This is a genomic window from Caulobacter sp. BE254 (genome assembly GCF_031457295.1).
Taxonomy (GTDB): Bacteria; Pseudomonadota; Alphaproteobacteria; order Caulobacterales; family Caulobacteraceae; genus Caulobacter.
The window spans coordinates 18,303-29,698 of sequence record NZ_JAVDWJ010000005.1 but is presented as its reverse complement, the minus strand read 5'-3'; the positions used below and the strand labels follow the sequence as shown (position 1 = coordinate 29,698).

The 11,396-nt window shown below is 68.9% G+C and carries 12 protein-coding genes; 3 read left to right on the top strand and 9 right to left on the bottom strand.

All coding sequences use genetic code 11. The features are described from left to right. Positions 1 to 7: 7 nt before the first annotated feature. The 3 genes from J2X41_RS10895 to J2X41_RS10885 are packed head-to-tail and all read right to left on the bottom strand — an operon-like array spanning position 8 to position 2,087. Entirely contained in the window at positions 8 to 904 is an 897-nt protein-coding gene (locus J2X41_RS10895; RefSeq protein WP_310081814.1) for a DUF4198 domain-containing protein, read from the bottom strand. Between the two features lie 11 nt (positions 905 to 915). Then, positions 916 to 1,446, bottom strand: coding sequence for a DUF2271 domain-containing protein (locus J2X41_RS10890; RefSeq protein WP_310081813.1), 531 nt, complete (start codon positions 1,444 to 1,446; stop codon positions 916 to 918). Between the two features lie 11 nt (positions 1,447 to 1,457). Continuing rightward, the gene (locus J2X41_RS10885) at positions 1,458 to 2,087 is read right to left on the bottom strand and encodes a PepSY-associated TM helix domain-containing protein (RefSeq protein ID WP_310081812.1); all 630 of its coding nucleotides are present in this window, start codon (positions 2,085 to 2,087) and stop codon (positions 1,458 to 1,460) included. 220 nt (positions 2,088 to 2,307) lie between these two features. On the opposite strand from J2X41_RS10885, the gene J2X41_RS10880 reads away from it, so the two are divergent. Beyond that, complete coding sequence (locus J2X41_RS10880) at positions 2,308 to 2,676, top strand: response regulator (protein ID WP_310081811.1); 369 nt, start codon at positions 2,308 to 2,310, stop codon at positions 2,674 to 2,676. Positions 2,677 to 2,747: 71 nt separating this feature from the next. Here J2X41_RS10880 and J2X41_RS10875 read toward each other — a convergent pair whose 3' ends face one another. Beyond that, entirely contained in the window at positions 2,748 to 3,089 is a 342-nt protein-coding gene (locus J2X41_RS10875) for an endonuclease domain-containing protein (RefSeq protein WP_310081810.1), read from the bottom strand. A 263-nt stretch (positions 3,090 to 3,352) separates the two neighbouring features. Here J2X41_RS10875 and J2X41_RS10870 point away from each other — a divergent pair, with 263 nt between their 5' ends. Continuing rightward, entirely contained in the window at positions 3,353 to 5,287 is a 1,935-nt protein-coding gene (locus tag J2X41_RS10870; protein WP_310081809.1) for a peptidase M61, read from the top strand. A 139-nt stretch (positions 5,288 to 5,426) separates the two neighbouring features. After that, positions 5,427 to 5,933: an FKBP-type peptidyl-prolyl cis-trans isomerase gene (locus J2X41_RS10865; protein ID WP_310081808.1), complete on the top strand. Its 507-nt coding sequence runs from the start codon at positions 5,427 to 5,429 to the stop codon at positions 5,931 to 5,933. A gap of 126 nt (positions 5,934 to 6,059) precedes the next feature. Here J2X41_RS10865 and rutA read toward each other — a convergent pair whose 3' ends face one another. The 5 genes from rutA to J2X41_RS10840 all read right to left on the bottom strand — a co-directional run bounded on the left by rutA (position 6,060) and on the right by J2X41_RS10840 (position 11,295). Then, complete coding sequence (rutA, locus tag J2X41_RS10860) at positions 6,060 to 7,124, bottom strand: pyrimidine utilization protein A (RefSeq protein WP_310081806.1); 1,065 nt, start codon at positions 7,122 to 7,124, stop codon at positions 6,060 to 6,062. A gap of 3 nt (positions 7,125 to 7,127) precedes the next feature. Further along, positions 7,128 to 7,946 (bottom strand): pyrimidine utilization protein D, encoded by an 819-nt coding sequence (gene rutD, locus J2X41_RS10855; protein ID WP_310081804.1) that lies wholly within the window; start codon positions 7,944 to 7,946, stop codon positions 7,128 to 7,130. 12 nt (positions 7,947 to 7,958) lie between these two features. Continuing rightward, a complete protein-coding gene (gene rutC, locus J2X41_RS10850; protein ID WP_310081803.1) occupies positions 7,959 to 8,351 on the bottom strand; it encodes a pyrimidine utilization protein C in 393 nt (130 codons plus the stop codon). 143 nt (positions 8,352 to 8,494) lie between these two features. Next, positions 8,495 to 9,190 (bottom strand): pyrimidine utilization protein B, encoded by a 696-nt coding sequence (gene rutB / locus J2X41_RS10845; protein WP_310081801.1) that lies wholly within the window; start codon positions 9,188 to 9,190, stop codon positions 8,495 to 8,497. A gap of 374 nt (positions 9,191 to 9,564) precedes the next feature. Then, the gene (locus J2X41_RS10840) at positions 9,565 to 11,295 is read right to left on the bottom strand and encodes a sensor histidine kinase (RefSeq protein ID WP_404979926.1); all 1,731 of its coding nucleotides are present in this window, start codon (positions 11,293 to 11,295) and stop codon (positions 9,565 to 9,567) included. Positions 11,296 to 11,396: the final 101 nt, after the last annotated feature.

The window sequence follows — 11,396 nt, the reverse complement described above, 5'->3', positions numbered from 1 at the left end:
TTGACTCCTAAGGCCGCAGGGCTTCGAGCGTGGCGGTGTAGCTGGCGCTCGCGCCATTGCCGGGCAGCGGCGTGGCCGGGGCCGGAGCGCCGCCGGGGGCGCCGCCGCCCGGACCGCCCATGCCGCCGCCGGGACCGCCGGGGCCCCGGCCGGTCTCGCCCGTCCGCGCCACGGCGTTCATCCAGTACATGCCCGCTTCGGGGAAGGTGACCTTGAACGCGCCGTCGGGGCCGGTCTTGACCTTGAAGTCGCCGGGCGTGGCGCGATAGCGCGAATTGCCGGGGGCGAAGGTCACCTCCAGGTCGGCCGCCGGCTTGCCGTCCAGCAGGAACTTGAAGGTCGCCGCCTCGCCGGCCACCAGGTCGTTGGGGTGGGTCACCGGGACCAGCTCCAGACCCTTGCCGGTCGGGGCGAACACCGTGGTGGTGGGGGCGTCGCGGGTGACGAAGGTCTCGTTGCGGTTGAAGCTCTTGATGGTCTTCAGGTCGGCGGCGCCGGCCGGGACCTGCTTGGCGAAGTCCTCCGGCGAGCCGCGGAAGCGCTTGACCTGGCCGTCCTGCGTCCAGCTGGCCATGACCATGCTGGTCGCCGAGCCGATCTTGTAGGTGCCCGGCTTGGCCAGCTGGACGTCGAAAGTCGAGCGGTACTTGCCGGTCAGGGCGTTCTGGATCTTGTCGACCGAGCCGTCCGGGGCGGTGACGACCACCGCGTCCAGCCGCATCGGGTTGTGGTCGGCGTAGAACAGCTCGTTGGAGATCGCCGCGTCGACCGTGACCCAGGCGCCGTCGCCCGACAGCACGGTGAACGACGGCACGATCCAGCCGCGGTGGGCGTTGGCGGCCAGCGGCAGGGCCAGGACGAGGCCGGCGGCCGCGACGGCGAGAAGGCGATTGCGCAGAGACATGGCGTTTCTCTCTATTTGACGGCGACGGTGACGGCGCCCAGTTCGGCCGTCCCCTTGGCGGTGGCGGGCTTTCCAGGTTTGCCCCAGACGAACGGCACGCGGACGGCCTCGTGGCCGCCGACCTCGCGGGCCGCCTCGACCACCAGGGTGTACTGGCCGGGCTTGAGGTCCTTCAGCGGGCCCTTGGCGCCGGCGAACACCAGCTTCTGCGGGCCCGGCGCGCGGGTCGCGCCGCTGATCCCGTCGGCCGGGAAGCTCATGGTGCGGCCGGCCTTGCGCCACCACTGACGCATGTCCTTCAGCCACTTGACGCCCTTGTCCTCCTTGGAGCCGGCGTCATACCAGACCGCCAGGGTGCCGGCGGCCGCGGCGTCGGCCGGGTTCTCGATCCAGATCGAGACATAGGGCTTGTGGTATTCGGCGACCGTCAGGCGCGGCACCTCGACGGTAACGGCGAGGTCGGCGGCCAGGGCGGGCGTGGCGCCCACCGCGGCGCCGGCGCCGAGGGCCGAGAAGGTCAGCAGGGATAGGGTGCGCTTCATGGCGGGACGCCTCACAGGTGGACGAAGAGGATGACGAGCAGCAGCGGGATCACCAGCCCCCCGGCTGCCAGGGGCCAGGTCAGGGGGCGGGCCCGGGCGTGGAACTGCAGCAGGATCAGGCCGGTGACCGCAAAGACCACGCAGGCCCCGGCGAAGACGTCGATGAACCAGCCCCAGGCCTTGCCCGCGTTGCGGCCCTTGTGCAGGTCGTTGAGCAGGCTGATCGCGCCGCGCGTGGTCTTCTCGTGCTCCACCGCGCCGCTCTGCCGGTCGATGCTGATCCAGGCGTCGCCGCCGGGACGGGCCAGGGCGACATAGACCTCCTCGGCCGACCATTCGCCCTCGCGGCGGGCGATGTCGGCGTCGACCGCCTCGTCCAGCCAGGTCTCGACCTGGACCGGCAGCGGGCGCTTGCCCTTGGCGGGACCCTTGGCCAACTGGGCCAGCAGGTCGGCGGGCAGGGTCGCCTTGCGGTCGACGACCTTGGGCTGGGCCTCGATCTGGCCGGCGTGGTTGAGGGTGAAGCCGGTGACCGCGAACAGCAGCATGCCGACCAGGCTCAGGGCCGCGCTGATCCAGTGCCACTGGTGCAGCTGCTTGAGCCAGAACGAGCGGCTTTGCTGGGCGGGTGCGGTCTTCACGAAATCCGGGGGCGCGAGGGGCTTCAGGCTGAGCTCCAAGGCCATACTTGAGAACGACTTGCAAAAGCAAGCCTTCCCGCGCACTCGCGGTCACACGCCTGGGTTTTCCCTTGAAACATAAGGCTTCTGGGTTGCCGAGTGCGACGATAGCGCACGGCGACGGCGCCGCTGGGGCGGGCTAATCGTGCTTAACCAGTCGTTAAGCATGTTGGGGCGGGCGTTGCGCAAGATCCTAGTCGCGGAAGACGATATCCTCCTGGCCGCCATCCACGAGATCACCTTACGAGAGGCGGGTTTCGACGTGCTGATCTGCCGCGACGGCGAGCAGGCGCTGGAGGCCATGGACGCCTTCGACCCGGACCTGCTGATCACCGATTTCGCGATGCCGCGCATGAACGGCGGCGACCTGATCCGGGCCACCCGCCGCCGGCGGGGCGCGCGCACGGCCGTGCTGCTGGCCTCGGCCCGCGACGAGCACCTGCTGCAGGACGACGAGCGCGGCGACGCCCGCCTCGAAAAGCCGATCACCCCCGGCCGCCTGCTGGGCGCGGTGCGGGCGCTGGAGGCTATCTGGCCGCAGGCGGCGTAGAGGGCTTACCTTTCCCTCTCTCATAGAGAGAGGGAGGGGCCCGCCGCCGCAGGCGGTGGGAGGGTGAGAGGTTACAGCCTGCCCGATCGAAGCGCGGCCAGGATGTCGTCGAGGACGCCACCGGGATCGGCCAGGACCCGTTCGTTGGAGATCCTCAGCACCGCATATCCGAACAGCTCCAGGGTCTGGGTGCGGCGTTCGTCGTAGTCCTCGCGGCCTTCATGGGCGGGGCCATCCAGTTCGACGATGAGCTTGCCCGCCTCGCAGACGAAGTCCGCGAAGTAGCGGTCGATCGGAACTTGTCGCAGGAATCTGAACCCGCCGGCCCGGCGGTTGCGGACGAGTTTCCACAGGGTTTTCTCGGCCAGGGTCTGGTTCTGGCGCAGGCGGCGGGCGTTGGCGGTCGTATCCATGGCGACAGCTTGGGAACGCCGTAAAGACCGCGCAACGGAAGGAATCGGGATTTTCCGGCCAGCGGTGAAACCTCTCACCCTCCCACCGCTTCGCGGCGGGCCCCTCCCTCTCTCAAAGAGAGAGGGATTCCGGTCGCGGCGCCCAAAACACCGCCAACCCAACGGTCCCCGCCACGGACGACCTCGACAAGCCCCGCTTTAGAGGAGAAGTATGCCGCCTTTCGTCGCGGGGAGACGCCCGCGCGTCGCATTGGGGTCGTTTGTTGAAAACGCTGTTCTTTACCGCCTCCGCCCTCGCCCTGTCGCTGAGCTTCGGGGCGGCCGTCGCCCAGGAGCGGCTTCCCGTCCAGGCTCCGCCGACCCCGCCGATCGCCGCCGCCCAGGACGTGGCCTATCCCGGCGTGCTGAAGCTGTCGGTCGACGCCACCGACCTGGACCGCAAGATCTTCCAGGTCCGCGAGACCATCCCGATCGCCAAGCCCGGCCCGATGACCATCCTCTATCCGCAATGGGTGCCCGGCGGCCACTCGCCCCGCAACGACCTGGACAAGATGGCCGGGCTGGTGATCACGGCGGGCGGCAAGACCCTGCCGTGGACCCGCGACCCGGTCGCCGTCCACGCCTTCCACTTCGACGTGCCCGACGGCGCGACCGAGATCCAGGTCAGCTTCCAGTTCCTGACCGCGGTGAAGTCCGACGTCGGCCGGATCGAGGTCACCGACGACATGCTGAACGTCCAGTGGCTGCAGCTGGGCTTCTACCCGGCCGGCTACTACACCCGCCGCATCCAGGTCGAGCCGACCGTCAAGCTGCCCGAGGGCTGGGGCTTCGGCACGGCGCTGGAGAAGGCCTCGACCACCGGCCAGACCACCACCTTCAAGACCACCACCTTCGAGACCCTGGTCGACTCGCCGATGTTCGCCGGCCGCTACTACAAGCAGGTCGACCTGGACCCCGGCGCGGCCGTGCCGGTGCGCCTGAACATCGTCGCCGACAAGCCGGAATATCTGGAGATCAAGCCCGAGCAGCTGCAGATCCACCGCAACCTGGTGCAGCAGGCCTACAAGCTGTATGGCGCGCACCACTACGACCACTACGACTTCCTGCTGGCCTTGACCGACAAGATGGGCGGCATCGGCCTGGAGCATCACCGCTCCAGCGAAAACAGCGTCGTGCCCAAATACTTCACCGACTGGGACAAGACCTTCGTCGGCCGCGACCTGCTGGCCCACGAATACACCCACTCGTGGAACGGCAAGTTCCGCCGCGCGGCCGACCTCTACACCCCGACGCTGAACGAGCCGATGCGCGACAGCCTGATGTGGGTCTATGAGGGCCAGACCCAGTACTGGGGCAATGTGCTGGCCGCCCGCTCGGGCCTGCAGACCAAGCAGCAGGGCCTGGAGTCGCTGGCCGCCACCGCCGCCCTGTACGACACCCGGGCCGGCCGCCAGTGGCGCAACGTGCTGGACACCACCAACGACCCGATCATCGCCAACCGCAAGCCGGCCTCGTGGACCAGCTGGCAGCGCAGCGAGGACTACTATTCCGAAGGCCAGCTGGTCTGGCTCGACGCCGATACGCTGATCCGCGAGAAGACCGGCGGCAAGAAGTCGCTGGACGACTTCGCCAAGGCCTTCTTCGGCGTCGAGAACGGCTCGTACGTGGTGCTGACCTACGATTTCGACACCGTGGTCCAGACCCTGAACGGCGTCACGCCCTATGACTGGGCGACGTTCCTGAAGACCCGCATCGAGGGCCTTTCGGAACATGCGCCGCTGGATGGCCTGACCCGCGGCGGCTACAGGCTGGTCTATACCGACACCCCGACCGACTACTTCAAGGCGGCCGAGACCAAGGGCAAGATCGTCAATCTCAGCTACTCGCTGGGGATCACGATCGGCAAGGACGGCGTGCTGTCGGCGGTCAACTGGGACACCCCGGCCTTCAAGGCGGGGCTGACGGCCGGCGAGACCATCGTGGCGGTCAACGGCACGGCCTATGGCGACGACCTGATCAAGGACGCGGTCAAGGCCACGGCCAAGGCCGACGCGCCGGTGGTCGAGCTGCTGATCAAGGACGGCGAGCGCTACCGGACGGTCAAGATCGACTACCACGGCGGACTGAAGTATCCGCGCCTGGAGCGGATCGAAGGCACGCCGGCGCGGCTGGATGATATCTACAGCCCGAAGAAGTAGGGGCTTCGAAGGGCTGGCGGCGGCGACGTCGCCGGCCCTTTTTCGTTGGGGCGCGCATCGGTCTTGATGCCGCCATCGGTTCCGTGGAAGACAGCCCCGCTTCAAGGCCCTTCCGCTTCAGATCCAATGTGAGTTTCCGATGAACCGTATCGCCGGCCTGGCCCTGGGCCTTTCCCTGCTCTCGAGCCCGGTCCTGGCGCAGGAAGCGTCCGCTCCGCCCCAGTTGGCGGCCGCCGTCGACACGTCCAAGGCGCTGGCCGAGGGCCAGGCGTTCCTGGCCAAGAACGCCAAGGCGCCGGGCGTGGTCACCACGGCCTCGGGCCTGCAGTACAAGATCACCACCTCGGGCCCGAAGACCGGCCCGTCGCCCAAGGTCGGCGACATCGTCAAGGTGCACTACGAGGGCAAGCTGCTGGACGGCACGGTGTTCGACAGCTCGTTCCAGCGCGGCCAGGCGGCGATCATGCCGGCCGATGGCCTGATCCCGGGCTGGCTGGAGGCGCTGCCGATGATGCATGTCGGCGACGAATGGACCCTGTGGATCCCGGCCAACCTGGCCTATGGCGAACGCGCCGCCGGCCCGATCCCGGCCAACAGCGTGCTGGTGTTCCGCCTGCAGCTGATCGGCATGCTGGCGGTGGATTAGGATTTCCTGGGTCCTCCCCCTGTGGGGGAGGCGGCGCGAAGGCGCCGGTGGGGGGAGTCGACCCACCTCGGCAAACTCCCCCCTCCGTCGGCTGCGCCGACACCTCCCCCACAGGGGGAGGAGCTTCTAGACGCCCGCCCGGCTCTTCATCAGCGGCTGGATCCTCGTCCCGAAGTTCTCCACCCCCGCCACGAAGTCGTCGAACACCAGCAGCACGCCGGCCGTGCCCTCGACGGCGGCGACCTCGTCCAACATCCGCGCGACGCTTTCGTACGAGCCCACCAGCGTGCCCATGTTGAGGTTGACCGCCGATTCCGGGGCGGCCAGCTGGGCGGTGTTGGTGGTCGAGCCGGCGGCGGCGTTCGGGGCGGCCTGGTTGGTCAGCCAGGCCAGGGCTTCCTGGTCGGCGCCGGCCCGGTAGGCCTGCCACTTGGCCATGGCCGCCTCGTCGGTCTCGTCGGCGATGATCATGAACAGGATGTAGGAGGCCACGTCGCGGCCGGTCTTGTCGGCGGCGGCCTTCAGGCGGTCGTTGACGCCGCCGAAGGCGGTGGGGGTGTTGACGCCCTTGCCCAGGGCGAAGCTGTAGTCGGCGTACTGGGCCGTGAAGGCCAGGCCCTCGTTGGACGAGCCGGCGCAGATCAGCTTGGTCTCCTCCGGGTGCGGGCTGACCCGGCAGTCGGTCATCTGGAAATACTTGCCCTTGAAGTCGCTGACCCCGGTGTCCAGCAGCTCGCGCAGCACGGTCGCGTATTCGGCCAGGTAGTTGTAGCGGTCGGTATAGTGGCCCTCGCCCGGCCACAGGCCCATCTGGTCGTACTCCGCCTTCTGCCAGCCGGTGACCAGGTTGATGCCGAAGCGGCCGGGGGCGATCGAGTCGATGGTCGAGGCCATGCGGGCGACGATGGCCGGCGGGATGGTCAGGGTGGCGGCGGTGGCGAAGATCTTGATCTTCTCGGTCACGGCCGCCAGGCCGGCCATCAGGGTGAAGCTTTCGAGATTGTGCTCCCAGAACTGGGTCTTGCCGCCGAACCCGCGCAGCTTGATCATCGAGAGCGCGAAGTCGAAGCCGTATTTCTCGGCCTTCTGGACGATCTCCTTGTTCAGCGCGAACGACGGCATGTACTGCGGGGCCGCCTCGGAGATCAGCCAGCCGTTGTTGCCGATCGGAATGAAGACGCCGATTTCCATGGGTTATTCCCCCCGTTGAAGGTCGCCGCCGAGAAAGCTCAGCAGGCTTGAATTGAACGCCTCCGCCGCGGTGACGGTGAAGCCGTGGCCGCCCCAGGGCGCGATGTCGAGCACGGCGTTGGGCAGGCGCTCGGCCAGGCGGCGCGAGCAGGCCAGGGGGACCAGCATGTCGTCGGCGCTGGCGCTGACCAGCACCGGGCATCTGATCCGCTCCAGGTCGGCGTCGATGTCGAAGCCGAGCAGGGCCTGGATGCGGGCCCGCATCACGTCGGGATCCGGGAAGCCGTGGATGTGGTGGACCTCCTCGGCCTCGAGGCGGGCGTGGTTGGCGCTCAGCCAGTCGGCCGGATACAGGAACAGCGGTTGGGCGTGCACATAGGCGGCGATGCCGGTGTTGTTCAGCAGGGCCAGGCGGGTGTCGAAGCAGCGCTTGATGTGCGGGTCGGGTCGTGACCAGCCGTTGACCACCACCAGGCGACCGATGCGATCCGGATGGTCCAGCGCCAGGGCCAGGCCGGCGTTGCCGCCCGCCGCGTGGCCCACCAGGTGGGCGCGGTCCAGGCCCAGGGCGTCCATGACCTTGACGATGTCGTCGGCCATGGCGGCGACGCTGTAGGGCCCGGCGGGCAGTTCGCGCACGCCGCGGCCCGTGCCGCGATGGTCGTACAGCACCATGCGGAAGCGGCTCAGCAACGCCTCCATCTGCGGCGCCCAGAAGGCCCCGGAACCGCCCAGGCCGGCCGACAGGATCACCGTGGCGCGATCCGCCGCCGGGCCGCCGTGGACCTCGTAGTACAGGCCGTCGACGGTCCCGGACTGCATTACTTCTTGCCCCTAAGCTTTTTGGCCGATGTGGGCGACCGAGGCGATCTCGACCACGAAGCCGGGCTTCACCAGGCCACACTGGATGCAGTAGCGGGCCGGCTTGTCGCCGGGGAAGTACTCGGCATAGACCTTGTTGATCGTCTGGTAGTTGGACCAGTCGGTCAGGAAGATGTGGTTCATGGTCACGTCGTCCATCGTGCCGCCGGCGGTCTCGATCACCGACTTGATCGTCTCCAGCACCTGACGGGTCTGGGCCTCGGCGTCCTCTGGGAAGGCGACGTTGTTGTCCTTGTCGAAGGCCAGGGTGCCCGAGACATAGACCACGCCATCGGCCAGGGTCCCCGGCGAGAACGGGGCGATGGGCGTGCCCGTGCCGGGCGGGATGATGGCGGTCTTGGGCATGTGGTTTCTCCGATTTCCAGTTGTCATCCCGGAAGCCTCGCAGAGGCTGTCCGGGACCCAGGGTAACCGCACCGCCTTCGCCCAGTCCCCTGGGTCCCGGACAGCCTCTGCGAGGCTTCCGGGATGACAACGGTTTGGCGTTTCTAGATCTCCCTCTGCCCCATCGCCCCCTTGAAGTCGGCCGTGGTCGAGACCCAGCCGAAGAACTTCTCGATGTTGTAGAGCGCCGCCTGCTGCACGAACTCGGGGCCGGCCTGGTGGGTGGCGTCCTCCAGCACGGTGCCGAAATATTCCAGGAAGAAGCCGTCGCGCAGGGTCGACTCCACGCAGACATTGGTGGCGATGCCGACGAACACCAGATGGCGCACGCCGCGCGAGCGCAGCACGCTGTCCAGCTGGCTGTTGAAGAAACCGCTGTAGCGGGTCTTGTGCAGCTGGATGTCGCCCGGCTGGGGCTTGAGCGCGTCGACCAGTTCGTAGTCCCAGCCGCCGCGCGCCAGCAGCTTGCCCTGCAGCTCGGGCCGGGCGCGCATGGTCTTCAGGGCGTTGGACTTGTGCCAGTTGGGCGAGCCGGGGCCGCCGGCCTCGACATAGTCGCTGTCCCAGCCGTTCTGGAAATAGATCACCGGCATGCCCGCGCCGCGCGCCACGTCCAGCACGCCCTTGATCTTGTCGATCACCGCCGCCGCGCCGCTGATGTCGAAGCCGGCCAGGTCGAGATAGCCGCCGGGCGAGGCGTAGGCGTTCTGCATGTCGATGACGATCACCGCGGTCTTGTCGACCGGCAGGGCGATCGGCTCGGGCCGGGCCGGCAGCATCAGGGCGTCGGGTGTCGTCATGGGCCCAATCCTTGCGCGGGGACCGTCCCCACGGGGTGAGCGACGCAGGTAAGACCATCGCGAAGCCCGGCGCAATCGATCGATGATCGGCGAACCGCAATTGCCCCGGCGGGCGCCTAAGTCTTGGGCTAATTCAGAAACGACTTACTAAATGTCGCCTGGTTTGAGGGGCTGCCCGCCGGCTTCGGCGCCGAGCTCCGCCCTTTTTTACCGTCATTCCGGGCCTTGTGCCCGGAACCCCTTCGTCCGCTGCAGGTGCGGATGTGTGGCGCGCCGGCGCGCCAAGGCGCTTCACGCGTAGGCTGAACCAGGGGTTCCGGGCACAAGGCCCGGAATGACGAACGTCTAGGGAGGCGAGTTCGATCTAGCCGACCCTAGGCGTCCCGCCCTTCGGCTTCCTCCTCGTCCGGCCGGCGCAGCGACAGGGTCAGGACGCAGACCAGGCCGCTGGGCCGGTAGTCGATCCGGGCCTCGCCGGCCAGGTCGGATTTCAGGGTGGCGGCGATCAGGCGCGAGCCGAACCCCTTGCGGGCGGGCGGCGACACGGTGGGGCCGCCGCGCTCCTCCCAGTGCAGGGTCAGGCGGTGGCGCGCCGCGGGGTCCACGTGCCAGACCACGGTCACGACGCCCTCGGGCAGAGACAGGGCGCCGTACTTGCCCGCATTGGTGCCCAGCTCGTGGAACACCATCGACAGGGCCAGGGCCGCGTTGGGCGTCAGGGCCACCGGCGGGCCGGCCAGGATCGTCCGGTCCAGATAGGGCTCGAGCGTCTCCTCGAGGATCTCCTGGAGGTCGGCGCCCTCCCAGACGCTGCGGGTCAGCAGGTCGTGGGCCCGGGCCAGAGCCATGATGCGCTCGTTGAAGGCGTGCAGGCCCGGCGTGTCGTCGGGGCGGCCCAGGCTCTGGCGGGCCAGGGACTGCACCGTGAACAGGGTGTTCTTCACCCGGTGGTTCAGCTCGTTGATCATCAGTTGCTGGCGCTGGTGGGCGCGCAGTTCCTCGGCCTCGCGGGTCCGCAGCTGGACGGAGGCGTCGTGCAGGGCCGCGCGCACCTCGGCGATCTCCTGGAAGCGGTCCGGGACCACGGCGATTTCGCCGCCCGCCGCCACCGCCTTGGCGTCGGCCCCCAGGCCGCGCACGGCCGCCGAGATCTCCCGCGACACCGCCAGGGCCACCGCCGCGCCGATGATCAGCAACACCAGGCTGGCCAGGGTCAGCCCGCCCACCGACGACCAGTTGGCCCGGCTGAGTTCGGTGCGCGGCACCCCGACGATGAAGGCCCAGCCGCTGGCGGGCGAGCGGCTGAAGGCCGAGAGGGTGGGGGTGCCGTCCAGCGTATGGCTCAGCGCCACGCCCTCGTTGCCCCGGGCCATGGCCTGGCGCATCTCGCCGCTGACCCTGTGGCCCAGGAAGCGCTTCAGGTCCTTGGAGCGGGCCACCACCGAGGCGTTGCGATCGACGATGCTGGCCGTCCAGCTGGACGGGATGTTCTGGCTGGCGAAGAGGGTCGCGAAGGCCTCGGGCGTCTGGACATAGGCCAGGTCGCGCAGCTGGCCGTCGACGATCACCGGCATGTCGATCGACACGAAGGCCGGCGCCGAGCCGTCGTCCTTGCGCACGATCAAGTTCGAGACCGAGGTGCGGCCCTCGCGGATGGTCCGCCAGCGGTCGTCCGGAAGGCGGGCCCGGGGCGGCGGGGCGCCGGGGGGCAGGCGGGTGTTGACCAGTTGCCGGTCGCCGTCGATCAGCACGATCCAGCCGTCGCCGCCCTGCACGGCGGCCCGGGCCTGGCGTTCGAAGGCGGGAAGGTCGCCGGAGATCAGGGCCGGCGACACCGCCAGGGCCTGCAGGATGCTCTGGCCCTGGCCGATCTGCCGGTCGGTGGCCAGCACCAGGGCCCGCGTGGTGGCGATCAGCTGCCGCTCGTAGCGGGCCCGGCTCTCGCCGAACTCGGCGCGGGCCAGCAGGACCATGAACAGCACGGCCGGCACCACCAGGCTGAGCGCCATCAGCAGCAGACGCCGGCGCACGGTACCAGCGGCGGGCGAGGGCGGAGGCGACGCGGGGCCGGGGGCGACCAGGTCTGGCAAGGCGAACGGGCTCATCCTGCGGGCTGGGCTCAAGAGACGGCCGTCGCCGGGCCGGGTCAAGCGGTTAACAGACAGGGCGTCGCCCCTTGTCCATGCGGCGGAGCGAAAGCCTCCTC